Here is a 24794-nt window from a genome sequence, read left to right on the forward strand (position 1 = left end):
AAGACACAGCCTGGAGCCGACCGGCAAGGAGTTGCGTTCGTGACCATCGCGGGTACCTACACGCCCAAGCCCGGAGCCGCCCCGCTCCCCCGCATGATCGCGGCGCAGGCGGTCCTGGAGACGAAGATGCTGCTGCGCAACGGCGAGCAGCTGCTGCTGACGGTCGTCATCCCGACGCTGCTGCTGGTGCTCTTCAGCTCGGTCGACGTCGTGGACACCGGCAAGGGCGAGGCCGTCGACTTCCTCGCCCCCGGCGTCCTGGCCCTGGCCGTGATGTCGACGGCGTTCACCGGGCAGGCCATCGCGACCGGCTTCGAGCGGCGCTACGGCGTCCTGAAGCGGCTCGCCTCCTCGCCGCTGCCCCGCTGGGCCCTGATGGCCGCGAAGACCGCGTCGGTCCTGGTCACGGAGGTCCTGCAGGTCCTCCTGCTGACCGTGATCGCCCTCGCGCTCGGCTGGTCCCCGCACGGCAACCCGGCCGCCGTCCTGCTCCTGCTGATCCTCGGCACGGCCGCCTTCTCCGGGCTCGGCCTGCTCATGGCCGGCACCCTGAAGGCCGAGGCCACGCTGGCCGCCGCCAACCTGGTCTTCCTGTTGCTGCTCGTGGGCGGCGGGGTGATCGTGCCACTGGAGAAGTTCGGCTCGGCCGGTGAGCACGTCCTCGGCCTGCTGCCGATCTCCGCGCTCTCGGACGGCCTGCGGGACGTGCTCCAGCACGGCGCCGGGACCCCCTGGGGCGACCTGGGGGTCCTCGCGGTGTGGGCGGTGGTGGCCCTGGCCGCCGCCGGGAAGTTCTTCCGCTGGGAGTGACCTCGCGTGCCGCCCGCGTCCCGGACGCGGGCGGCACGGCACAGGCGCGCAGGAGTGACCCTCGTGAACGCATGCACAAGCGGCGGCCTACGATGGTGCACGTGCCAAAGCTTAACCGCGCCGATGCCGTAGCGGCCCTGCGCAACCCGCTCGCCTTCATCGCCGACCGCTGGACCCCGGACCCCCGGACCGTCCGGCGGGCGGCTCTCGCCGCACTCGTGATGTCGGTCGTCATCGTCGTCACGGGCGGCGCCGTCCGCCTGACCGGCTCGGGCCTCGGCTGCCCGACCTGGCCCAGCTGCACCGACGACTCGCTGACCACCACCCGGGCCATGGGCTTCCACGGGATCATCGAGTTCGGCAACCGCATGCTGACCTACGTGCTGTGCGCCGCCGTCGGCTGGGCGATCGTCGCGGCCCGCTCCCGCAAGCCGTGGCGGCGCGGCCTGACCCGGCTGGGCTGGGCGCAGTTCTGGGTCGTCATGGGCAACGCGGTGCTCGGCGGCATCGTGGTGCTGGTCGGCCTCAACCCGTACACGGTGGCCGCCCACTTCCTGCTCTCCACGGCGCTGATCGCCGTCGCGACGGTGATGTGGCAGCGCACCCGGGAGGGCGACGCGGCCCCCCGTCCGCTGGTCGGCAAGGCCGTGCAGCAGCTGGTGTGGTTCCTGGTGGCCGCGTCCGTGCTGCTCATCGCGGTCGGCACGGTGGTGACCGGCGCCGGCCCGCACGCGGGTGACTCCAGCGAGGTCGAGCGCATCCACATCGACTGGGAGACGGTCGCCAAGCTGCACGCGGTGCTCGCCTGGATCGTGGTGACGCTGACGTTCGCGCTGTGGTTCGTGCTGAAGGCGGTCGACGCGCCGAAGGGCCCGCTGGCCCGGACCCGGGAGCTGTTCCTGGTCCTGCTCGCCCAGGGCGTGATCGGCTACGTGCAGTACTTCACCCACCTGCCCGAGGTCCTGGTCGCCCTGCACATGCTCGGCTCCTGCCTGATCTGGATCGGCACCCTGCGCGTCCTGCTCTCGCTGCGTGAGCGCCCGGAGTCCGGCCTGGAACTGCCCGGCCCCGCGGCCGAGGCGACGGTGCGCGCGTCCGCCTGACTCACCCGTAGGCGGTGACCAGCGCGTCGATCGCCGGACCGAGGTAGGCGCGGGTCAGCTCGGCGCGGCGGACGAGCCAGGCGCCGTCGGCCGGGGCGGGATCCTCGTAGCGGCGTCGCGCGATGTCCGCGACGACCTCCTCGGGCGCGCCCAGGGCGGACAGTTCGGCGAGCGCCTGCCGCTTGGAGACGAGCCGTCCGTCCCGCAGGGTGACGGTGGCCCGGGCGAAGGTCAGCAGGCCCAGGTCGACCCAGGCGTCCTGCCGCCACTGCCGCCGTCTGCGCACCGCCGGCCGCCAGAAGTCCCGCTGGTCCCGTACGACGAAGTCGCGGAGCTGCCGGCCCGTTACCGGCGGCAGCAGTCCGGTGGGCGCCTCGCCGTGCAGGACCAGGCCGAAGTCGTGCAGCTCGCGGCGGGTGACGGGGGTGACCGGGCGACGCGTCAGCCCGCCGTGCGCCCAGGTCAGGTGCGAGCGGTCCGGGCCGGCGAGCGTGTGGGGGGTGAGGTAGCTGCAGTGGAGTTTCCCTGCGAGCGGTTCCGCGCGGAGTCGGTGGTGCGCCACCGCAACCTGCCAGGCCTGCCGGGGGCCGACGCGCCCGGGCAGAACGGCGATGAGGTCCAGATCGCTGCGGCCCTCCTGGTAGTCCCCGCCGGCCAGTGAGCCGTGCGCCCACACCGACAGGGGCTTGAGGGCGGACAGTTCGCGCAGGAAGCGGGCGACGAGCGTGTCGGTAGGCATTGGCTCAGTCTGTACAGCCGGCGCGTTCCGGTACAGGTCTCGTTTCAGCCCGTGCACCCGTCTTTCAGCCCGTACACCCGTCGCGCGTTGTCCGCCGCGATCAGGCGGGCCACCCGCTGGGCGTCCTCCAGCGCCCAGGCGCCCTCGGCGACCCAGTCGCCCAGGACCCGGCCCAGGGCCTCGCGGAAGAGGCGGGCGCCGACGACGTGCAGTTCGGGCAGGCCGTGGGCGCCGCTGGAGAAGAGGATCTTGCCGAAGGGGGCCAGCTCCAGGATCTCCGCGAGGACCGTGGCCGCCCGGGCGCCGGTGCGGATGAGCGCGGCGCCCGAGTCGGCGTAGACGTGCGGGAAGACACCGGCCAGGTGGGCGGTGTGGCGGTGGTACGGGTAGCTGTGCAGCAGGACCAGGTCGGTGCCCAGGCCGGCGGTGGCCCGGACGAAGTCCGTGAGCAGCACCGGGTCGGTGCGGTCGATGCGGGAGCCGGGTTCGCCCAGGCCGGCGTGGAGTTGCAGGGGCAGTCCGGACGCGACCGCGATCCACAGCAGATGGCGGAGCAGCACGGGGTCGGTGAGCGCGCCCCCGACCCGCCGCCCGGCCAGCCACCGGCCCGCCGCGCCCCGCACCTCCCCCGGCCCGGGCGGTTCCGGTGCCAGGGCGAGGCCGTGTCTGAGGCCCGCGACAGAGGTGAAGGCGACCGCGTTGCCGGCGGCGCCGTGCACCGATTCGGCGAGGTTGGCGAGGAACGACTCGACCGTGCCGGAGGTGTCGGCGACCTGCTCCGCGAGCAGTTCCAGGCGGACGATCTCATGGGCGCGGGCGGCGCCGGCGGAGGCCAGTTCGGCGGGGCCGGTGAGGTCGCCGGGCAGTCCGGTGTCGACCAGGTACGTGGTGATGCCGCTGCCGCGCAGCAGCCTGCGGCCCGCCTCCAGGACGCCCAGTTCGCGGCGCCGGGCGAGATACCGGGCCGGCGGGCAGTGCGGTTCGAGGCCGAGCAGGGGCGGGCACCAGCGGCGCACGGCGAAGCCGGTCTGGGTGTCGAAGAGGGTGGTGCCCGGCGCGGGGGGTCCCTCGGTGCGGGCCAGCTGGGCCTCGAAGGTGCCGAGGCCCAGCTCGGTGCGCAGTACGCCGTGGCAGTACTGGTCCACGAGGGACGGCGTTTCGATCATTCCGGCTCCCCGCGTGCGCGCTGGCTTCGACCGGCCTAACGGGTGAACGGGGTCCGAGGTCGCGGTCGAGCACGGTACTGCGGGTTCTTCGGCGGTTCTCCGGCGGTTCTCCGGCGGGTCGGGACCGTGCGGAGTCGACCGCGCGGCTCGCCGCGCCGGTTCGGGGCGTTGGTCAGCCGCCTACCTGGATGCCGGCCATCCGCTTCCACTCGTACGAACCCGTCGTCACCTTCGCCGCGAACTCGCCGTCGAAGGACTCGTGGAGCGTGATGCCGGACTTGGCCACCGCCTGCTCGGCGATGGCGTACGTGGGGGCCACCAGGTCCCCCCAGCCGCCGTCCTCGCCGACGAGGACGATGCGGGCGCCGCGCTGGCCGATGTAGGCCACCTGGCCCTCGGCGCCGCCGTGTGCCTTGGAGAAGGCGTCGATCTCCCGGGCGAGCTTGGCCGCCTTGCGCTCGGCCCTCGCGTCAACCTGCTGCGTGTCTGCCATGGTCAGGATGCTACCGACGGGTAGATCAAACGGCGACGGGCGGGGTGCGTGGCCTTGACCACGCTCCCCGGGAGCCCCGCCGGTCAGGCCCTAGCGGAGGAAGGGGTCCACCGCCACCGCGACGAACAGCAGCGAGACGTAGGTGATCGACCAGTGGAACAGGCGCATCTCCTTCAGCTTCGCGCCCGTCACCTCGGCCTTCGCCCGGTTCTGCAGGGCGTGCGCCTCCCACAGCCACCAGCCGCCCGCCACCAGGGCGACCAGCGTGTAGAACCAGCCCGTGTAGCCGAGCGGGGTGAGCAGGAGCGAGACGGCGACCATCACCCAGCTGTAGAGGACGATCTGCTTGGCGACCACCTTGTTGGAGGCGACGACCGGCAGCATCGGCACGCCCACGCGCGCGTAGTCGTCCTTCACCTTCATGGACAGCGGCCAGTAGTGCGGCGGCGTCCAGAAGAACATCACGAGGAAGAGGATGACCGGCGCCCACGACATGGAGTTGGTGACGGACGACCAGCCGATCAGCACCGGCATGCAGCCCGCGATGCCGCCCCACACGATGTTCTGCGACGTACGCCGCTTGAGGAGCATCGTGTAGACGACGACGTAGAAGAGGAGCGCCCCGAGGGAGAGCCAGGCGCTCAGCCAGTTCACGGCGAGCCCGAACAGCAGCGTCGAGACGACGGCGAGGGTGATGCCGAAGGCCAGGCACTCGCGCGGGCTGACCATGCCGGTGACCAGCGGGCGCTGCGAGGTGCGGTCCATCAGGGCGTCGATGTCCCGGTCGATGTACATGTTCAGCGCGTTGGCGCCGCCGGCCGAGAGGTAGCCGCCGATGCAGGTGAGCAGGACCAGCCCGAGGTCGGGCACACCCTGCTGCGCCAGGAACATCACCGGAACGGTGGTGATGAGCAGCAGCTCGATGATCCGCGGCTTGGTCAGCGCCACGAACGCCTTGGCACGGGCCCCGAACGGCCGATGAGCCGGGCCCTGGCTCGCACCACCGAGGGCGGCACCCTCCCCCAGAGCCTTAAGGGCCTGGGAGGTGGCCCCAGGACGGGATTCGACGGCCGTCACGCACACCCCTGACAGAGACATCCCAGCAAGCCCCCGTGTGAAACACCGGTAAAGGCTCGCGCGTACCACGCCACTTTAGACGTTGCCCATACCCCGGCCTTCGCGGGGGTGGGCTCGTGTTGACGGGGGTCTCCCAGGGGGTCGCTCATCGGTCGCACGAGGGCTCGATTGAGCAGTCAGATGAGCGGCTCCGTATTCATGTGCCAAATGCCGTCTCGGCCAGTCGGGAGGCGGATCGGAGCGAGTCCCGGCAGTCTGGAAACACTCGAAAAAACGCACATCCTTACGGGGGTAGGCTCGACAGCGGCCGGTGGGCAGAAGCACGCCGGCGGCCGGGTGGGCGCATGCCCCGACGACCGGCGACCGACATGTGGAGAGGAGCCCTGACCCAGGGTGAGCACCAAGCCGACCACCACAGACCTTGAGTGGACCGAGCTGGACCAGCGGGCCGTGGACACCGCACGTGTTTTGGCCGCAGACGCCGTACAGAAGGTCGGCAACGGCCATCCCGGTACGGCGATGAGCCTGGCCCCGGCCGCCTACACCCTCTTCCAGAAGGTGATGCGGCACGACCCGGCCGACCCGGAGTGGGTCGGCCGCGACCGCTTCGTGCTGTCCGCCGGCCACTCGTCCCTGACCCTCTACACGCAGCTCTACCTGGCCGGGTTCGGCCTGGAGCTGGAGGACCTGGAGTCCTTCCGTACCTGGGGCTCCAAGACCCCGGGCCACCCGGAGTACGGGCACACCAAGGGTGTCGAGACCACGACGGGCCCGCTGGGCCAGGGTGTGGCCAACGCGGTGGGCATGGCGATGGCCGCCCGCTACGAGCGCGGCCTGTTCGACCCGGAGGCGGCGCAGGGCGAGTCGCCGTTCGACCACTTCGTCTACTGCATCGCCGGTGACGGCTGCCTCCAGGAGGGCATCTCCGCCGAGGCGTCCTCGCTGGCCGGCCACCAGAAGCTCGGCAACCTCATCCTGCTGTGGGACGACAACCACATCTCGATCGAGGGCGACACCGAGACGGCCGTCTCCGAGGACACCGTCAAGCGCTACGAGGCCTACGGCTGGCACGTGCAGCGCGTCGAGGCCCAGGAGAACGGCGACCTGGACCCCGCGGCGATCTTCGCCGCGATCCAGGAGGCCAAGGCGGTCACCGACCGGCCGTCCTTCATCGCGATGCGCTCGATCATCGCCTGGCCGGCCCCGAACGCCCAGAACACCGAGGCCGCGCACGGCTCGGCGCTGGGTGACGAGGAGGTCGCGGCCACCAAGCGCGTCCTCGGCTTCGACCCGGAGCAGAGCTTCCAGGTCGAGGACGACGTCATCGCCCACACCCGCAAGGCGCTGGAGCGTGGTGCCGAGGCGAAGAGGGAGTGGGAGAAGTCCCTCCAGGTGTGGCGCGACGCCAACCCGGAGCGGGCCGCCGAGTTCGACCGGATCAGCAAGGGTGAGCTGCCCACCGGCTGGGAGGAGAAGCTCCCGGTCTTCGAGCCCGGCAAGGGTGTCGCGACGCGTGCCGCGTCCGGCAAGGTGCTGCAGGCGCTCGGCGCGGTGATCCCCGAGCTGTGGGGCGGCTCCGCCGACCTCGCCGGGTCGAACAACACCACCATCGACAAGGACAGCTCGTTCCTGCCCGAGGGCAACCCGCTGCCGGAGGCCAACCCCTACGGCCGCACCATCCACTTCGGCATCCGCGAGCACTCCATGGGCGCCGAGATGAACGGCATCGCCCTGCACGGGAACACCCGGGTCTACGGCGGCACCTTCCTGGTGTTCTCCGACTACATGCGCAACGCGGTGCGCCTGTCCGCCCTGATGCACCTGCCGGTGACGTTCGTGTGGACGCACGACTCCATCGGCCTCGGCGAGGACGGCCCCACCCACCAGCCGGTCGAGCACCTCGCCTCGCTGCGCGCCATCCCGGGTCTGAACATCGTCCGCCCGGCGGACGCCAACGAGACCGCGATCGCCTGGCGCGAGATCCTCAAGCGCTGGACCAAGGAGTTCGGCAAGGGCCAGCCGCACGGCCTCGCCCTCACCCGTCAGGGCGTGCCGACCTACGAGCCCAACGAGGACGCGGCCAAGGGCGGCTACGTGCTGTTCGAGGCCGAGGGCGGCGAGGCGCAGGTCATCCTGATCGCCACCGGTTCCGAGGTGCACGTGGCCGTCGAGGCGCGCGAGCAGCTCCAGGCCGACGGCGTTCCCACGCGGGTCGTGTCCATGCCGTCCGTGGAGTGGTTCGAGCAGCAGGACCAGGGGTACCGGGACTCCGTGCTGCCGCCGTCCGTCAAGGCCCGGGTCGCCGTGGAGGCGGGCATCGGCCTGACCTGGCACAAGTACGTGGGGGACGCCGGTCGCATCGTTTCCCTGGAGCACTTCGGTGCGTCCGCCGACGGCAAGGTGCTCTTCCGCGAGTTCGGCTTCACCGCCGAGAACGTGGCCGCCCAGGCCCGGGAATCCATCGCCGCCGCCCAGCGCTGACGCTCACATACGACACGTAGGAGATGTAATTCCATGACAGACGCACTCAAGCGCCTCTCCGAGGAAGGCGTCGCGATCTGGCTGGACGACCTGTCGCGCAAGCGGATCACGTCCGGCAACCTCGCCGAGCTGATCGACCAGCAGCACGTCGTAGGCGTCACCACGAACCCGACGATCTTCCAGAAGGCGATCTCCCAGGGCGACGGCTACGACCAGCAGCTGTCGGACCTCGCCGCCCGCAAGGTCACCGTCGAAGAGGCCATCCGCATGATCACCACGGCGGACGTCCGCGACGCCGCCGACATCCTGCGCCCGGTCTTCGACGCCACCGACGGCAAGGACGGCCGGGTCTCCATCGAGGTCGACCCGCGCCTCGCGCACAACGAGAAGGCGACCGTCGCCGAGGCCAAGCAGCTCGCCTGGCTCGTCGACCGCCCGAACACCCTGATCAAGATTCCGGCCACCCGGGCGGGCCTGCCGGCGATCGCGTCGACGATCGGCCACGGCATCAGCGTCAACGTCACCCTGATCTTCTCCCTGGAGCGGTACCGGGCCGTCATGGACGCCTACCTCTCCGGCCTGGAGAAGGCCAAGGAGCGCGGCCTGGACCTCTCGCTGATCCACTCCGTGGCGTCCTTCTTCGTGTCCCGCGTGGACACCGAGATCGACAAGCGCCTGGACGGCATCGGCACCGACGAGGCCAAGGCCCTGCGCGGCAAGGCCGCCGTCGCCAACGCGCGCCTCGCCTACCAGGCGTACGAGGAGGTCTTCTCCTCGGACCGCTGGAGCGCGCTGGAGAACGCGGGCGCCAACAAGCAGCGTCCGCTGTGGGCGTCGACCGGCGTGAAGGACCCGGCGTACCCGGACACCCTGTACGTCACCGAGCTGGTCGCGCCGAACACGGTCAACACCATGCCGGAGGCCACGCTGGAGGCCACCGACGACCACGGCGAGATCACCGGCGACACCGTCTCCGGCACCTACGAGCAGGCGCGTGCCGACCTGGACGCGCTGGAGAAGCTCGGCATCTCGTACGACGACGTGGTGCAGGTGCTGGAGGACGAGGGCGTCGAGAAGTTCGAGGCGTCCTGGAACGACCTGCTGAAGTCCACCCAGGCGGAGCTCGAGCGCCTCGCCCCTTCGGAGGGCTGAGTTGTCACCCGTTTCCGGTTCCGGAGCGAACCCGCTTCGTGACCCGGCCGACCGACGGCTCCCGCGTATCGCGGGGCCGTCGGGCCTGGTCATCTTCGGCGTCACGGGCGACCTGTCGCGCAAGAAGCTGATGCCCGCGGTGTACGACCTCGCCAACCGGGGTCTGCTGCCGCCGGGCTTCTCCCTGGTGGGCTTCGCCCGCCGTGACTGGGAGCACGAGGACTTCGCCGAGGTCGTGCACGACGCGGTGAAGGAACACTCCCGCACGCCGTTCCGTGAGGAGGTCTGGCAGCAGCTCATCCAGGGGATGCGCTTCGTGCAGGGCACCTTCGACGACGACGATGCCTTCGAGCGGCTGCGCGCCACCATCGAGGAGCTGGACAAGGCACAGGGCACGGGCGGCAACTTCGCCTTCTACCTGTCGGTGCCGCCGCGCTCCTTCCCGGTGGTCATCCAGCAGCTGAAGAAGCACGGACTGGCCGACCAGACGGGCGGTTCCTGGCGGCGCGCGGTCATCGAGAAGCCGTTCGGCCACGACCTGGAGTCGGCCGAGGAGCTGAACAAGGTCGTGCACGAGGTGTTCGAGCCGGACCAGGTGTTCCGGATCGACCACTACCTCGGCAAGGAGACCGTCCAGAACATCCTGGCGCTGCGCTTCGCCAACACGATGTTCGAGCCGATCTGGAACCGGTCCTTCGTGGACCACGTGCAGATCACCATGGCCGAGGACATCGGCATCGGCGGCCGGGCCGGCTACTACGACGGCATCGGCGCCGCCCGGGACGTCATCCAGAACCACCTGCTCCAGCTGATGGCCCTGACCGCCATGGAGGAGCCCGCCTCCTTCGGCGCGGACGCGCTGGCCGCCGAGAAGGAGAAGGTGCTCGGCGCGGTACGGCTGCCCAGGGACCTGGGCCGCAGCACCGTGCGCGGTCAGTACGCGGCGGGCTGGCAGGGCGGTCAGAAGGTCATCGGCTACCTCGAAGAGGAGGGCATCGACCCGAAGTCGAAGACCGACACCTACGCCGCGATCAAGCTGGAGGTCGACAACCGCCGCTGGGCGGGCGTCCCCTTCTACCTGCGCACCGGCAAGCGCCTCGGCCGCCGGGTCACGGAGATCGCGGTCGTCTTCCAGCGGGCCCCGCACTCCCCCTTCGACCACACGGCGACGGAGGAGCTGGGCCAGAACGCGATCGTCATCCGGGTCCAGCCGGACGAGGGCATCACGGTCCGCTTCGGCTCCAAGGTGCCGGGCACCTCGATGGAGATCCGGGACGTCTCCATGGACTTCGCCTACGGCGAGTCGTTCACGGAGTCCAGCCCGGAGGCGTACGAGCGCCTGATCCTGGACGTGCTGCTCGGCGACGCCAACCTCTTCCCGCGCACGGAGGAGGTCGAACTGTCCTGGAAGATCCTCGACCCGATCGAGACGTACTGGGACAAGCACGGCAAGCCGGCGCAGTACCAGTCGGGCACCTGGGGCCCCGCCGAGGCGGACGAGATGCTCGCACGAGACGGACGGAGCTGGCGCCGCCCATGAAGATAGACCTGACCGGCACCACCGCCGGAGAGATCAACAAGGCGCTCGTCCGGGGCCGCCGCGCCATCGGCACACCCGCTGTGGGCATGGTCCTGACCCTCGTCATCGTGACCGACGAGGAGAACGCCTACGACTCCCTGAAGGCGGCCAACGACGCGTCGCGCGAGCACCCCTCGCGCACGCTGGTGGTCATCAAGCGGGTCTCCCGCAACGCCCGCGACCGCACGACCTCGCGTCTCGACGCCGAGGTCCGGGTGGGCGCGGACGCGGGCACCGGCGAGACGGTCGTGCTGCGGCTGTACGGCGAGGTCGCCGACCACGCCGACTCGGTGGTCCTGCCGCTGCTGCTGCCGGACGCCCCGGTGGTCGTGTGGTGGCCGGTGAACGCCCCGGTGGACCCGGCGAAGGACCCGCTGGGCGCGCTCGCCCAGCGCCGGGTCACCGACACCTACGCGGCCGAGCAGCCGGTGCGGGAGCTGTCGGCCCGCGCCGAGGCCTACACGCCCGGCGACACCGACCTGTCCTGGACCCGGATCACGCCGTGGCGCTCGATGCTGGCGGCGGCCCTGGACCAGGTCACCTGTGAGGTCACGGGTGTCGAGGTGGAGGGTGAGGAGTTCAACCCGAGCTGCGAGCTGCTGGCGATGTGGCTGGCGGACCGGCTGGACGTGACGGTGAAGCGGTCCCTGTCGCCGGGGCCCGGTCTGACGGCGGTCCGCATGGCCACCAGTGAGGGCCCGATCGTGCTGGACCGGGCCGACGGCTCGCTGGCCACGCTGTCCATCGAGGGCCAGCCGGCCCGCGCGGTGGCGCTGAAGCGGCGGGACACCGCCGAGCTGATCGCGGAGGAGCTGCGCCGGCTGGACCCGGACGACACCTACGCGTCGGCGCTGCGCTACGGCGTGGAGCGGCTGGACACGGTTCCGGAGCAGCAGCCGGCGGCCGGCGAGCCCGTCGCCCACGAGCCCGTCGCCCACGAGCCGGTCGCCGAGCCGGAGCCGGTCGAGGAGGCCGTCAAGGCGCCCGCGAAGAAGGCGGCCGCCAAGACCGCGAAGAAGGCACCGGCGAGGAAGGCGGCGGCGAAGTGAGCACTCCGCAGCTGGTCGTCCACCGTGACAAGGAGCTGATGGCGCAGGCCGCCGCGGCCCGTCTGATCACGAAGATCGTGGACGCGCAGGCCTCCCGGGGCACCGCGTCCGTGGTCCTCACGGGCGGCCGCAACGGCAACGGGCTGCTGGCCGCGCTGGCGGCGGCGCCGGCCCGGGACGCCGTCGACTGGACGCGCCTGGAGCTGTGGTGGGGCGACGAGCGCTACCTGCCCGAGGGCGACCCCGAGCGCAATGTCACGCAGGCCCGTGCGGCCCTGCTGGACTCGGTGCCGCTGGACCCGGAGCGCGTGCACGCCATGCCCGCCTCCGACGGCCCGTACGGCAAGGACGTCGAGGCCGCGGCGGAGGCGTACGCGGCGGAACTGGCGAAGGCAGCCGGACCGGAGAACCACGGTTCGGTGCCCACCTTCGACGTCCTGATGCTGGGCGTCGGCCCGGACACCCACGTGGCCTCGCTCTTCCCGGAGCTGCCGGCCGTGCGGGAGACCGAGCGCACGGTGGTCGGGGTGCACGGCGCGCCCAAGCCCCCGCCGACCCGGATCTCCCTGACGCTTCCGGCGATCCGCGCGGCGCGCGAGGTGTGGCTCCTGGCGGCCGGCGAGGACAAGGCGGAGGCCGCGGCCATCGCCCTGTCGGGCGCGGGCGAGATCCAGGCGCCGGCAGCGGGGGCGTACGGCCGTTCGCGCACGCTGTGGCTGCTGGACGCCGCCGCGGCTTCGCAGTTGCCGCGGTCGCTGTATCCGCCGGCTTCGGCGTGAACCGCTGAACCGCTGAACCGCTGAGGAACGAGGGCGGCAGGGAACTCCCTGCCGCCCTCGTCGTATGTGCTGATGCTGACTCCCCCTCAGCAAGTCCTCCACGACTTCCACGAAACATTCATACAACACTCAACTTTTGTGTAAGCTCTGGGCGCACTGATCGCACCACTGAGGGGGGACCTCATGCGTATACGCTTCGCGCTGGCCGCGACCGCCGCCGCCGGGACGCTCGCCGTCGCCGCCGCTCCGGCCCAGGCCGCCGAGTACTCCTCCGCCCTGAAAATCGCGGGCGTCCAGTACGACGCACCGGGGCGGGACTCGAACAACTGCCGTACGGGCAACAGCAAGAGCGAGTACCTGACGATCAAGAACTACTCGCGCACCGCGAAGGTGAACCTCAAGGGGTACGTCGTCGAGGACGCCACCGGCAACACGTTCACCTTCCGCTCGAACCACTACCTCGAGCCCGGTGACTACGTGAAGCTGCGCGGCGGCCACGGCACCGACTCGGACGCGAAGAACGTCGTCTACCGCCAGAACTGCAACTTCATCTGGAACAACGACAAGGACACCGTCTACCTGTACAAGCCGTCCGGCGCCCACGCGGACACCCACGCCTACAGCAAGTCGAAGAACGACCGCGACGGCAACGGCTACATCACCTTCCACGGCTGATCCGGCCCCGCCGCCGGCGCCCGGACGTCACGTCCGGGCCCGGCGGGCTCGGTCACTTGACCGAGCCCGCCATCACCCCCTGCACGAAGTGCCGCTGGAAGGCGAAGAACACCGCCACCGGCACGATCAGGGACAGGAACGCGCCGGGTGCCAGGACGTCGATGTTGCTGCCGAACTGGCGGATCTGGGACTGGAGCTGCACGGTCAGGGGCTGGGACGAGCTGTCGGCGAAGAGCAGGGCGACCAGCATGTCGTTCCAGACCCACAGGAACTGGAAGATGGCGAGCGAGGCGATCGCCGGGCGGCCGACGGGCAGGACCAGCCGGGTGAAGATGCGCCACTCGCTGCCGCCGTCCATCCGTGCCGCCTCCAGCATCTCCTTCGGTATCTCCGCGAAGTAGTTGCGCAGCAGGAAGACGGCGAAGGGCAGGCCGTAGGCCACGTGGAAGAGGACCACGCCCGGGATCGTGCCGAACAGGCCCAGCTGCCCGAAGAGTTTGGCCACCGGCAGCAGGCCGATCTGGACCGGCACCACCAGCAGGGCCACGACCAGGAGGAAGAGCGGCTCCCGCAGCGGGAAGTCCAGCCAGGCGAAGGCGTATCCGGCGAGGGCCGCGATGACGACGACGAGCGTGGTGGCCGGCACCGAGATCAGGACCGTGTTCCAGAAGGCCTGGGTCATGCCGGCGTTCTTCAGCAGCGCCGAGTAGTTGTCGAAGGACAGCTGGCCCGGGCCGGCCAGCGCCGTCCACCAGCCGCCCTTCGCCGAGTCCTGGGCGGAGCGCAGGGAGGAGAGGAACAGGCCCGCGAGCGGGGTCAGCCAGACGAGGCCGATCACCACGAGGAAGGCCTGCACCAGGCCGTTGCCGAGGCCGCGCCGGATCGCGTTCATCGCTGACTCCTTCTGAAACGCCGGACGTTGAACACCATGGCGGGGACCACCAGGAGCAGCAGGAGCACGCCGAGGGCGCTGCCGAGTCCCTGGTTGTTGCCGCCGCCGAAGGACACCAGCCACATCTGGGTGGCGAGGACGGTGGCGTCCTCCTGCACGGGTCCGGGCGCGATGATGTAGACGAGGTCGAAGACCTTCATCACGTTGATCACGAGGGTCACGAAGACGACGGTGAGGACGGGTGCGAGCAGCGGCACCGTGATGCGGCGGAAGATCTGCCACTCGTTCGCGCCGTCCATCCGGGCCGCCTCCAGCGTCTCCCGGGGCAGGGTCGCCAGACCCGCGCCGATCAGCACCATCGCGAATCCCGTCCAGATCCACAGGTACGCGCCGATGATCGCCGGGGTGACGAGCGCCGGGCCGAGCCAGGAGACGCCCTGGTAGGGCGGCGCGAAGTTGGACGCGGGCAGCCTCACCGTGTACGAGCCCGTACCGAGTCCGGAGAAGCGGAAGGAGCCGTCGGCCGCGGTCGTCGTGCTCGCGACCGTCTTCCCGTCGTGCTGCGCCTGGACCCGCATGCCGGGCAGGCCGCTCTCCTCGGGGTCGACCTCGCCCTGCTTGCCTCCACCGCCGGGGGTGAAGTCCAGGTAGACGACTCCGCGCAGTTCGCCGGGGGCCGCCTTGGTCCCGGCCGCCGCGGGCGCGGCACCGCGCGGCAGGTCGCCCGGCAGGACGCCGACCATCGGCAGCGTCACCGTCCCGCCCGCGGCGGCCGTCGTGCGGTACGAGCCGTCGCGTTCCTGGGTGAGCAGCCCGGTGCGGCCGCGGGCGGTCGGGTAGGTGGACGTGCCCTTGAAGGCGTCGTGGACGGAGACGACGGCCGCGTTCAGCACGCCCTTGTCCGGGTCCTCGTCGTAGGCGAGCCGGAAGATGATGCCGGCGGCGAGGAAGGACACGGCCATCGGCATGAAGAGCAGCAGCTTGAACGCCGTCGCCCAGCGGACCTTCTCCACCAGGACGGCCAGGATCAGGCCGAGACCGGTCAGCAGGGCGGGGGCGACGACGACCCAGACGGTGGTGTTGCGGATGGCCTTCAGGGTGGCCGGGTCGCGGAACATCTCGGTGTAGTTGTCGCCGCCGACGAACCGGGTGCCGGACGCGTCGAAGAAGCTGCGGCCGACGGAGAACAGCACCGGGTAGACGACGAGCGCGCCGAGCAGGAGCAGCGCGGGGAAGACGAAGAGCAGGGCGGCCAGCCGGGCGCGCCGCCGACGGCGGCGCACGGGCGCCGCGCCGGCGGCCCGCGGGCCCGCCTGTTCCTTCACGAGGGTGGCGGTCATGGTGCTGCCGCTCAGCCCTGGTAGGCCTTGGCCGCCGCGGCTTCGAGCTTCGCCGCGGTCCCCTTCGGGTCGGACGGGTCGCGCAGGAAGTCCTGCAGCAGCTTCCACTCGCCGGTGCCCTTGGTGCCGCCGAAGGCCGCCGGGGCCTGGTCGGACATGTCGAAGCGGACCGAGTCCCCGGCGCCGACCAGGGACTTGGCGGTGGCGCGGGTGACGTCGTCGCCGTACGCGGACAGGTTCAGCTTCTTGTTCGGGGACAGGAAGCCGCCCGCCTTCGCCCACACGGCCGCGGCCTCCGGGGTGGCCAGGTACTCCAGGAGCTTCATGCCGGCCTTGGCGTTCTTGGCGTCCTTGAGGACGACCGCCGCGTCACCGCCGCTGACGACGGGTGCGGTGCCGCCGTCGACCGCAGGGAAGGGGAAGAAGTCCGCGTCCTTGCCGATGGACTTGCCGAACTGGTCGTGGGCGACGCCCGCGACGAAGTCGCCCTCGTAGACCAGGCCGGCCTCGGGCTCGGGTCCGAACACCTTCTCCACCGAGCCCGGGAAGTCGGTGTTCAGGGCCTCCTTCTGACCGCCCGCGACGAGCTGCTTGTCCTTGAACAGCTTGCCGAGGGTGGTGAGCGCCTTCACCACGGTGGGGTCGGTCCACTTGAGCTTGTGGGCGGCGAGGGCGTCGTACTTCTCGGGGCCTGCCTGGGAGAGGTAGACGTTCTCGAACCAGTCGGTGAGGGTCCAGCCGTCCTGTCCGGCGACGGCGAAGGCGGCGAGGCCGGAGTCGGAGACGGTGTGCCCCGCCTTGAGCATGTCGTCGTAGCTCTTCGGCGGCTTGACGCCGGCCTGGGCGAGGGCGTCGGGGCTGTACCAGACCGTCGACTTGTGGGCGGCCTTGAAGTAGAGGCCGTAGAGGGTGCCGTCGACGCTGCCGTACTTCTTCCACACCGGTGCGTAGTCGGCGGTGATCGTCTTCTGTGCGGCCGGCGACAGTGGCTTGAGCCAGCCCTTCTGCGCGAACTGCTGGAGCACGCCCACCTGCGGCACCATCACGACGTCGGGCGCGTTGCCGCCCTCGATCTTGCTGCCGACGACCGTGGAGACGTTGTCGCCGGTCGACACGAACTGGGTCTTGGCTCCCGTCTTCTCGGCGAACGCGTCCAGCACCTTCTGGAAGTTCTTCTGCTCGCTGCCGGACCAGACGCCGGCCACGGTGACGGTCTGGCCGCTGAGCGCCTTGTCACCGCCGCCCGCGGAGACCGGGCCGCCGCCGCAGGCGGTGGCGCCGAGGGCGAGGACGAGGGCGGTGCAGCCGGTGAGCAGGGTCGTACGACGTCGCATCATCGTTGATGTCCCTTCGGGGGAATGGGCGTTGACGGGTCGGTTCAGAGGTCGTTCAGCCACCAGGCGGCCGTGGAGCCGGGCAGGACGCCGGGCGGGCAGGGGCCGCTGGAGAGCAGGGGGGTGCCGGAGACCGGCGCGGGCGTGGGGGCCGTACCGAAGTTGACGGCACAGACCAGGCCGTCGCCGCGGGCGAAGGCCAGGACGTCCGGCGGGGTGTCCAGCCAGCGCAGCGTGCCCTCGCCCAGCTGGGGCAGGGAGTGCCGCAGCTGGAGTCCGTCCCGGTACAGGTGCCAGAACGATCGGGTGTCGGCGAGTGCGCGGTCGGTGGCGTACTCGGCGAAGTACTCCGGCTGCGGCAGCCAGGGCTTGGCGCCCTCCGCGCCGGAGGTGAAGCCGAACGGGGAGGCCTGTCCGGACCAGGGCAGCGGCACCCGGCAGCCGTCGCGTATCCGGGCCCGGCTGCCGGTGCGCCGGAAGATCGGGTCGGTGAGCACGTCGTCGGGCAGGTCGACGACCTCGGGCAGGCCCAGTTCCTCGCCCTGGTAGATGTACGCCGCTCCGGGCAGGGCCAGCATCAGCAGGGCGGCGGCGCGGGCGCGGGCGGTACCGAGGCCGCTGCCTCCCGGGGCGGGTTCGCCGTAGCGGGTGACGGTGCGGACCTGGTCGTGGTTGTTGAGGACCCAGGTGACCGTCGAGCCGGTGCCCGCGATGTCCTGCATCGCCTCGGAGATGACCTTGCGGAAGGAGTCGGCCGCCCAGGGGGCGCCGAGCAGGTCGAAGAAGAACGCCTGGTGGAGTTCGTCCGGGCGGACGTAGCGGGCGTGTTCACGGGCGGTGGGGACGGAGACCTCGCCGACCAGGAGGCGTTCGCGGCCGTCGCGGTCGGCGTACTCCTCGCACAGGGAGCGCCAGCGGCGCCACACCTCGTGCACCTCGGGCTGGTTCCAGGCGAGCGGGTTGACCGAGTCGCGGGTGCGGGCGTCCGCCTCCGGGTCGTCGGAGTCGGGCAGCTCGGGGTGCTTGTAGAGGCCGGCGGCGACGTCGATGCGGAAGCCGTCGACGCCCCGGTCCAGCCAGAAGCGCAGGACCCGGTCGAACTCGGCGGGGACCTCCGGGTTGCGCCAGTTCCAGTCGGGCTGCTCGGGCGTGAACATGTGCAGGTACCACTGGCCGTCGGCGGCCCTGGTCCAGGCCGGGCCGCCGAACATGGCGTGCCAGTTGTTGGGCGGCTCGCTGCCGTCGGGGCCGCGCCCGTCGGCGAAGTGGAAGCGCTCGCGGGCCGGGCTGCCGGGTGCGCCGGCCAGGGCTTCGCGGAACCAGGGGTGCTCGCTGGAGCAGTGGTTCGGGACGATGTCGAGGAGCACCTTGATGCCGAGCCGCCGGGCGGCGGCCATCAGCTGGTCGAACTCGGCGAGGTCACCGAAGAGCGGGTCGACGCCGCAGTAGTCGGCCACGTCGTAGCCGTGGTCGTGCTGCGGCGAGGGGTAGAACGGGCTCAGCCAGATCCCGTCGACGCCGAGCTTCTTGAGGTACGGCAGCCCGGCCCGGACACCGGCCAGATCGCCGATGCCGTCACCGGTGCTGTCGAGGAAGCTGCGCACGTAGACCTGGTAGATCACCGCGTCGCGCCACCAATGATGCCTGTTCAACCCTGTGGAACCTGTCTCTGAAGGGGGGCTGTTATGCATGCATGTTAGGTAGGCAGCGCGCGAAGGTGTCAACGAAGTGAACGAAAGATACTGGTCAGTTGGCGTTACAAACTTGGGCAAATCGCCGCAACGTGAACGCAGTCGTGATGGGGGCGTTACCTAACATGTAACTAGCCGCGCGCGATGGCGTCGAGCTCGCGCGCCAGCCGGCGCACGGCCTGGCCGGGCGTCTGCCGCCCGGTGAGCGCGTCCTGCACGACCGCCTGCACGGCCAGGCTCACCTGGTCGTAGTGCGGGCTCTTGGGACGCGGGCGCGCGGTCAGGACGGCGGTGCGCAGCGTCGGCAGATAGGGGAACCGCCGCACCAGCGCCGGATCTTCGTACAACGCGGCGCGCACGGGCGGCAGCGCGCCCCGGGTGAGCACCTGGCGCTGGACGGGCCCGCTGGTGAGGTAGGCGATCAGACGCGCGGCGGAGTCGGGGTGCCGGGCGTGGGCATTGATCGCGAGATTGGAGCCGCCGAGCACACTCGTACCCGGCCCGCCGGGTCCGGGCAGCGGCACGGCGCCGATCCGGCCGGCGACCTTGGAGCCCTTCTCCGCGGCGACCGCGTAGGCATAGGGCCAGTTACGCAGGAAGAGCAGTCCGCCGTCCTGGAAGGCCTGCTTGGACTCCTCCTCCTTGTACGTCAGCGCCTGCCGCGGTATCCAGCCCTCGCGGATGCCGCGGGCGAGGAAGCCGATGCCCTCGCGGGCGGCGGCCGAGTCGACGGTGACGCGGGTGCCCTCGCCGCCGAGGATGGTGCCGCCGGCCGAGTACACCGCCTCGGCCGCGTTCACCGTGAGCCCCTCGTAGGGCAGGAACTGACCCGCATAGCCGCCGAGCCCGTACTTCGGCGCGATGGTCCTCGCGTCGCGCTCCAGCTCCGCCCAGGTGTGCGGCGGGGGCACGCCCTCCTTGTCGAGGATGTCCTTGCGGTACAGGAGAAGTCCGGCATTCGTGACATACGGGACCGCGTACAGCCGTCCGTCGTACGTCGCCGTGTCCACGACCGGATGCAGGAAGGCGTCCAGCGGGAAGCGGTCCCGGGGCAGCGGGCGGATCCAGCCGGCCGCCGCGAACTCGGAGGTCCAGTCCACGTCGATGTTCAGGACGTCGAACCGGCCCCGGTCACCGCCGCGCAGGTCGGTCGTCATCTGCGCATGGGTCTCGTCGGCGGAGTCCGGCAGTTCGACCAGGGTGACCTTCTCACCGGGGTGGCTGCGGTTCCAGCCCCGCAGCAGCGGGCCGAGGTAACCGGTCAGATCGCCGGCGGTGGCCAGGGTGAGCGGACCACGGCCGCCCCGGGCGGTCTCGTCGGCGCGGGCGCCGGAGGCGACGTATCCGCTCATGACCACGGCGAGAACGAGGAGGCCCCTACCGGCGGTGCGTATCCACCGCATAGGTTCCTCCCTGTACACCGGCACCACGGGCGCCCTCGCCCAGCCCTCGTCCGAGGACAGAGGCCATGTATACCCGTTAGGTATGCGCGATACTAGGGCCTGGAGCACATGCGGCAGACAGGAGGACAGCACGAGTGCGCCTGCCCCTCCTGGCACTCCTCGCCCGCGGCCCGGCCCACGGCTACGAGCTGAAGCAAGACCTTGAGCTACTGCTGGGTGCCGCGTACCCTCAGCCGAACGTCGGCCAGATCTACGTCACCCTCGGCCGTCTGGAGAAGTCCGGGCTGATCGAGGGCGAGGACGTCGAACAGTCCAGCCGGCCCAACAAGAAGGTCTACCACCTCACCGAGGCCGGACGTGAGGCGCTGCGCGTCTGGTTCGAGGAGACCGAGGACGAGCCGCGGGTGCGGGACGACTTCTTCATGAAGCTCGCCGTCGCCCCGCAGACCGGTCTCGCCGACCAGATCGCCCTCATCAACCGGCAGCGGCGCCAGTACCTCAACACCATGCGCAATCTGTCGAAGCTGGCCGCGGCCGAGAGCCGGGACAACCGAATCGCCCAACTGCTGATCGAGGGCGCGATGCTGCATCTGCAGGCCGACCTCGACTGGCTGGAGCGGTGCCAGGAGGAACTGGAGGAGCTGGAGTGACCGAAGGCCGTCCTCCTGTGCTGCGGGCCGAGGGCCTGGTGAAGACCCACCACGGCGAGGGCGCGCCCGCCCGTGCCGTCCGCGGGGTCGACCTCAGTGTGGCGCCCGGCGAGTTCGTGGCGATCACCGGACCGTCCGGCGCCGGCAAGTCGACTCTGCTGCATCTGCTGGGCGGGCTCCAGCGGCCGGACGAGGGCAGCATCTGGCTCGACGGCCGGTGCACGGACGCCTTCGGCGAGGCCCGCTGGGCCGTGGAGCGCCGCAAGTCCATCGGAATCGTCTTCCAGTTCTTCAACCTGGTCTCGAACCTGTCCGTCGCGGACAACGTCGAGCTGCCCGCACTGCTGGCCGGCGTCCCGCCGAAGCAGGCCCGCGCCGAGCGGGAGGCCCTCCTCGCCGAGCTGGGCCTGGAGGGCAAGGAGCGCAGCATGCCGGGCGAGCTGTCCGGCGGCGAACAGCAGCGGGTCGCGCTGGCCCGGGCGCTGGTCAACCATCCGCCGCTGCTGCTCGCGGACGAGCCGGCCGGCAGCCTGGACAGCAAGGGCACCCGCGAGGTGATGCGGCTGCTGTCCCGCTTCCACGGGCGCGGCCAGAGCATCGTCCTCGTCACCCATGACGCCCGGCTGGCGAGCGCCGCCGACCGGGTGATCAGCTTCTTCGACGGCCGCATAGCCGACGACGCACCCCTGGACGGCACGGTGCCGTCCAGGCGCGCCGGCATCTCCGGGGTCCTGGAGCTGAGGGACTGATGGAACGGCCCGCCGAGAGGGTGCACGGCCCCCGGCCCGCGACACCACCGCCGACGCGGGCGTCCGTGGCATGCGAGGTGCGGGGGTCGGTGCGGACGCCGATGGCATGCGCAGTACGGGGGCCGGTGCGGACTCCGATGGCATGCGCAGTACGGGGGTCGGCGCGGACTCCGATGACCTGCGCAGTGCGGGGGTCGGTGGCGTGCCGGGTGGATGCCTCCGGGACGCGCCCGGCACACGCGTCCGTGGCGTGCGGGGCCCGTTCGGCCCTGGTGCACGGGGCCCGTGAATCCGCGGCGTACGGGTCGAGGGGCTGAGGCGGGTGCGGGCTGCCCTGCGCTGGGCGCACTCCGATCTGCGCACGCACCGTGGCGAGGCACTGTTCCTGGTGCTCGCGACCGCCGGTGTCGTCGCCTCGCTGCTGCTCGCCACCGCCTTGTTCGGCTACGCCACGAACCCCTGGCAGCGGACCTTCGCCGAGGCCCGCGGGGCCCATGTGTGGCTGCACACCACCCCGTCCGCCGACGCCCGCTCCCTGGCCCGGCTGGACGGCGTCACCTCCGTCGCCGGCCCCTACCGCACCGAGTCCGCCACCCTCGCCGCCCGCGGCACCCGCGCCTCCGTCGAGCTGCGCGGCACCACGCGGCTGCCCTCCGTCGGCCGGCCGCTGCTCACCGCCGGGCGCTGGCTCGACCCGGCCGTCCCGGACGGTGTGGTGCTGGAGGGCAGCCTGGCCCGGGCCCTGCTGGCAGAGCCCGGCGACACCCTGACACTGCCCGGCACCGCCCGCACCCTGACGGTCGAGGGCATCGCGGACAATGCCGAGCCCCCGTACCGTCCCGGCGAGCAGCCGGGACTGGTGTGGGCACTGCCGTCCGCGGTGCGCGCGCCCGGCGGCCAGGTCATCGGCCTGCGCCTCGGCGATCCGGCCGACACGGACTACGCGGTGCAGCGCGCCGTCACCGTGCTGGGCGCCGGCGCGGTCGGCGAGGTCTCCACCTGGCAGCAGGCACGCGCCGAGGCACAGGGCGACAACCGGCTGCTCGGTCAGGTGCTCGGGCTGTTCGGCCTGGGCTCGCTGATCGCCGCGGGCTTCGCGGTGCACGGCGCGATCGCCACCCGTATCCGCGGCCACCTGCGGGACCTGTCGGTGCTGAAGGCGATCGGCTTCACGCCCGGCCAGGTCGTACGGATCTTCCTGCTGCAGCATCTGGCGTACGCGCTGCTCGGCGCGGTGGCCGCCGCTTCGCTCACCGAAGCGCTGGGCAGCCGCGTCCCGGGACGGCTCGGGGACGCCGTGGGGGTGTGGCAGGGGCTGCCCGGGCACACCCTCGCGGTTGCCGCGGTGCCGGCCGGCGCGGTGCTGCTCATCGGCCTGACCACCGGGCTCGCGGCCTGGCGGGCGGGGCGCGTCCCACCGGTTCCGGTGCCGCGCCCGGCCGCATCGGCGGGCGGCCGGCTGACCGGGCCGGCCCGGCGGGCGCTCGGTCTGCGCCTGCCGGCCGCGCTGGTCCTCGGCTGCCACAAGGCGTTCACGGGGCGCGGCCGCTCGCTGGCCACCGTGGCCCGGCTGACGCTTCCGCTGCTGCTGATCGTGGTGGCGCTCAGCGCGTGGACCACGATCGACCGCTTCCACAGCAGCCCCGAGCGGGTGGGCCTGCCGACGGCACTCACGGTCCGCTCCGACGGTGCCCTCGACGCGTCCGCCGTACAGGCCCTGCTGACCAGGGACTCCCGGGTGAGCGCCGCCTACCCGGGCGTCGAGGTGGCCGCGCTGGTCCCCGGCCAGACCGGGACGATCGCCCTGCGGGGCATCGGCACCCGCGCCGAGCCCTATCCCTGCGCGCTCGCCGAGGGCCGCGCCGCACGCGGCCCGGACGAGGCGGTGGCCGGCCAGGGTCTGCTCGACCTGCTGCACGCGCGGGTCGGCGACTGGGTGCGGATGACGGTCGGCGACCGTCCGCAGATCCTGCACATCGTGGGCCGCAGCATCGAACCCCGCAACGCCGGCCGGGTCGTGACCACCACCCTGGACACCCTCCGCGAGAACGATCCCGGCGTGTCCCCCGCCTTCCACGAACTGCGGCTGCGCCCCGGCGCCGACCCGCACCGGGTGAGCGCCGCCCTCACCGCGGCCGGCCGTGGCCACCTGGACGTGCACCCCGTGACGAACCCCGCCGACGGGCTCTCGCCGCTGCGCGGGGTGGTCGCCGGGCTCATCGCCGTGCTGGCCCTCATCGGGCTGGTCGAGCTGCTCACCGCGATAGGGGGCAGCGTCCGGGAAGGCGAGCGGGACGTGCTGGCGCTGCGCGCGATCGGCATGTCCCCCCGGCAGATCACCGCGATCACGGTCACGGCGACGAGCTGTACGGCCCTGGTGGCGGCCGTCGCCGCCACGGCGCTGGGCCTGCCGCTGGGCCGCCGGCTGATCGACGCCCAGGGCAGCACCAGCGGAATCGGCTCCGGGATCGCCCAGTCCCCCTCCGCCTGGCTGCTGCTCCTGCTGGGCGCGGGCGCGGTGCTGGGTGCCGCGGCACTGGCCGCACTGCCCGCGGCCCGCGCCGCCCACCGCCGCCTCGCGGACACGCTGAGCGCGGTGGCCTGAACCCGCGCGGCAGGCCGGCCCTGGCGATCTGCACGGCCCGGCTCAGCAGACACGTGCGGGGCAGTCCCGGCGGACGCGTTCAGGGGGGCGTGCTCAAGGGGACATGGCCCGCCAGGTCTCCGGGTCCTTGCGGATCTCCGTGAGCAGGCCACCGAAAGTCTTCCGGTCGAACAGCACGCCGTTGTACTGGGCCGGGATGCGGACGTCGTTGATCTCTGCGGTGGGGGTGCCGGGTCCTCTGGGGTTCTGCGCCCCGCCCGCGTCCTCGTACGCCTCCTCGGACAAGGCGACGAACGAGCGGTACTTCATGGTCCGCACCGCCGAGTCGAAAGCGTGTCCGCGCAGACCGGGAACCCGCTTCGCCAGCTCGAGCAGGCGCGCGTCGGTGAACCCGTCGACGCTCTCCTCCGGCTGGTTGGCGTAGAGCACCTCGTGGTACTCGGCGAACTTGCCCTCGTCCAGCGCGGCCCGCAGGGCGTTGACCGCCTTCACGGACCCCGCGCCGCCGAGCCGGCCGTCCAGGAAGGAGGCCAGGGTGTACTGGGCCTTCGCCTCCCGCCGGAGCGTCGCCGCGCGCAGCTCCGGGCCGCCCCCGGTGCTCTCGAACTCCTCGCACACCGGGCACCGCGGATCCTCGTACAGATGCACGGTCACCGGGGCGGCCGGGTCCCCGACCATGATGGTCGTGCCGTCGTTCCCCAGCCGCTCCGGCGCGTCCGCCAGTCCGGCGTAAGCCCGCACGGCCCTGGCCGTCGCCGCCGGACCGCCGTCCTTCGCCTCGTGCGGCGACTGGTCCCTGCCTCCGCAGCCCGCCGCCGGCATCCCCACCACGGCCACCGCCACGACCGCGGCGAACCCCCTGCGCATCATCCGTGCTTCCTCCCCTGATCAGGGGGCACCCTAGGTGATCGGCACGGAAATCGCACAGGGGATCCGCCGCGGCGGCCCGGCACGGTTCAGCTACGACCGCGCAGCTCCCGGTACTTCGCGACCAGCGCCTTCGTCGACGCGTCCAGGCCGGGCACCT

Annotated in this window: 21 protein-coding genes; 11 read left to right on the forward strand and 10 right to left on the reverse strand. The window is 71.7% G+C overall.

Translation table 11 applies throughout. The annotated features are described in order from the left end of the window. Window positions 1-93 precede the first annotated feature (93 nt). Window positions 94-810, forward strand: a complete 717-nt coding sequence (locus JK359_RS31570) for an ABC transporter permease (RefSeq protein ID WP_236678756.1) — start codon at window positions 94-96, stop codon at window positions 808-810. A gap of 92 nt (window positions 811-902) precedes the next feature. Beyond that, entirely contained in the window at window positions 903-1913 is a 1011-nt protein-coding gene (locus JK359_RS31575; protein WP_201842852.1) for a COX15/CtaA family protein, read from the forward strand. A 1-nt stretch (window position 1914) separates the two neighbouring features. Here JK359_RS31575 and JK359_RS31580 read toward each other — a convergent pair whose 3' ends face one another. The 4 genes from JK359_RS31580 to JK359_RS31595 form a co-directional block, all read right to left on the reverse strand. After that, a complete protein-coding gene (locus JK359_RS31580; RefSeq protein ID WP_201842854.1) occupies window positions 1915-2652 on the reverse strand; it encodes a nucleotidyltransferase domain-containing protein in 738 nt (245 codons plus the stop codon). Window positions 2653-2696: 44 nt separating this feature from the next. Continuing rightward, window positions 2697-3818, reverse strand: coding sequence for an amidohydrolase family protein (locus JK359_RS31585; RefSeq protein ID WP_201842856.1), 1122 nt, complete (start codon window positions 3816-3818; stop codon window positions 2697-2699). Window positions 3819-3990: 172 nt separating this feature from the next. Beyond that, complete coding sequence (locus JK359_RS31590) at window positions 3991-4311, reverse strand: hypothetical protein (protein WP_201842858.1); 321 nt, start codon at window positions 4309-4311, stop codon at window positions 3991-3993. Between the two features lie 90 nt (window positions 4312-4401). Then, window positions 4402-5394, reverse strand: a complete 993-nt coding sequence (locus tag JK359_RS31595) for a heme o synthase (protein WP_372445509.1) — start codon at window positions 5392-5394, stop codon at window positions 4402-4404. Between the two features lie 387 nt (window positions 5395-5781). On the opposite strand from JK359_RS31595, the gene tkt reads away from it, so the two are divergent. From tkt to JK359_RS31625, 6 genes are all read left to right on the forward strand, one after another. Further along, on the forward strand, window positions 5782-7869 hold the full coding sequence (gene tkt / locus JK359_RS31600; protein ID WP_201842866.1) for a transketolase: 2088 nt from the start codon (window positions 5782-5784) through the stop codon (window positions 7867-7869). 33 nt (window positions 7870-7902) lie between these two features. Next, a complete protein-coding gene (gene tal, locus JK359_RS31605) occupies window positions 7903-9021 on the forward strand; it encodes a transaldolase (RefSeq protein ID WP_201842873.1) in 1119 nt (372 codons plus the stop codon). Window position 9022: 1 nt separating this feature from the next. Next, entirely contained in the window at window positions 9023-10561 is a 1539-nt protein-coding gene (gene zwf / locus JK359_RS31610; protein WP_201842882.1) for a glucose-6-phosphate dehydrogenase, read from the forward strand. Next, the gene (opcA, locus tag JK359_RS31615; RefSeq protein ID WP_201842884.1) at window positions 10558-11649 is read left to right on the forward strand and encodes a glucose-6-phosphate dehydrogenase assembly protein OpcA; all 1092 of its coding nucleotides are present in this window, start codon (window positions 10558-10560) and stop codon (window positions 11647-11649) included. Before zwf ends, opcA begins: the two co-directional genes overlap by 4 nt. After that, window positions 11646-12428: a 6-phosphogluconolactonase gene (pgl, locus tag JK359_RS31620; RefSeq protein WP_201842893.1), complete on the forward strand. Its 783-nt coding sequence runs from the start codon at window positions 11646-11648 to the stop codon at window positions 12426-12428. Before opcA ends, pgl begins: the two co-directional genes overlap by 4 nt. Before the next feature lie 183 nt (window positions 12429-12611). Then, the gene (locus tag JK359_RS31625; protein WP_201842895.1) at window positions 12612-13103 is read left to right on the forward strand and encodes a lamin tail domain-containing protein; all 492 of its coding nucleotides are present in this window, start codon (window positions 12612-12614) and stop codon (window positions 13101-13103) included. A 52-nt stretch (window positions 13104-13155) separates the two neighbouring features. On the opposite strand, the gene JK359_RS31630 is transcribed toward JK359_RS31625, so the two are convergent. The 5 genes from JK359_RS31630 to JK359_RS31650 all read right to left on the reverse strand — a co-directional run bounded on the left by JK359_RS31630 (window position 13156) and on the right by JK359_RS31650 (window position 19763). Next, window positions 13156-13995 carry a carbohydrate ABC transporter permease gene (locus tag JK359_RS31630; protein ID WP_201842897.1) on the reverse strand — a complete coding sequence of 280 codons (840 nt, stop codon included), beginning with the start codon at window positions 13993-13995 and terminating at the stop codon, window positions 13156-13158. Further along, on the reverse strand, window positions 13992-15335 hold the full coding sequence (locus JK359_RS31635) for an ABC transporter permease subunit (RefSeq protein WP_201842905.1): 1344 nt from the start codon (window positions 15333-15335) through the stop codon (window positions 13992-13994). The genes JK359_RS31630 and JK359_RS31635 overlap by 4 nt, the downstream gene beginning before the upstream one ends. An 11-nt stretch (window positions 15336-15346) precedes the next feature. Next, window positions 15347-16672, reverse strand: a complete 1326-nt coding sequence (locus JK359_RS31640; RefSeq protein ID WP_201842907.1) for an ABC transporter substrate-binding protein — start codon at window positions 16670-16672, stop codon at window positions 15347-15349. A 41-nt stretch (window positions 16673-16713) separates the two neighbouring features. Continuing rightward, entirely contained in the window at window positions 16714-18360 is a 1647-nt protein-coding gene (locus JK359_RS31645) for a glycoside hydrolase family 13 protein (RefSeq protein WP_236678726.1), read from the reverse strand. Window positions 18361-18491: 131 nt separating this feature from the next. Further along, window positions 18492-19763: an ABC transporter substrate-binding protein gene (locus JK359_RS31650; protein WP_201842912.1), complete on the reverse strand. Its 1272-nt coding sequence runs from the start codon at window positions 19761-19763 to the stop codon at window positions 18492-18494. Between the two features lie 134 nt (window positions 19764-19897). Here JK359_RS31650 and JK359_RS31655 point away from each other — a divergent pair, with 134 nt between their 5' ends. The 3 genes from JK359_RS31655 (at window position 19898) to JK359_RS31665 (ending at window position 23767) form a co-directional block, all read left to right on the forward strand. Next, window positions 19898-20413, forward strand: coding sequence for a PadR family transcriptional regulator (locus JK359_RS31655; RefSeq protein WP_201842914.1), 516 nt, complete (start codon window positions 19898-19900; stop codon window positions 20411-20413). Then, window positions 20410-21162: an ABC transporter ATP-binding protein gene (locus JK359_RS31660; RefSeq protein ID WP_201842916.1), complete on the forward strand. Its 753-nt coding sequence runs from the start codon at window positions 20410-20412 to the stop codon at window positions 21160-21162. Before JK359_RS31655 ends, JK359_RS31660 begins: the two co-directional genes overlap by 4 nt. A 322-nt stretch (window positions 21163-21484) precedes the next feature. Then, a complete protein-coding gene (locus tag JK359_RS31665) occupies window positions 21485-23767 on the forward strand; it encodes an ABC transporter permease (RefSeq protein WP_201842918.1) in 2283 nt (760 codons plus the stop codon). A gap of 93 nt (window positions 23768-23860) precedes the next feature. Here the strand turns inward: JK359_RS31665 and JK359_RS31670 are convergent, their stop codons facing one another. After that, on the reverse strand, window positions 23861-24637 hold the full coding sequence (locus JK359_RS31670; protein ID WP_236678727.1) for a DsbA family protein: 777 nt from the start codon (window positions 24635-24637) through the stop codon (window positions 23861-23863). Between the last annotated feature and the right edge of the window lie 157 nt (window positions 24638-24794).

The organism is Streptomyces actinomycinicus, from assembly GCF_016741775.1.
GTDB lineage: Bacteria > Actinomycetota > Actinomycetes > Streptomycetales > Streptomycetaceae > Streptomyces > Streptomyces actinomycinicus.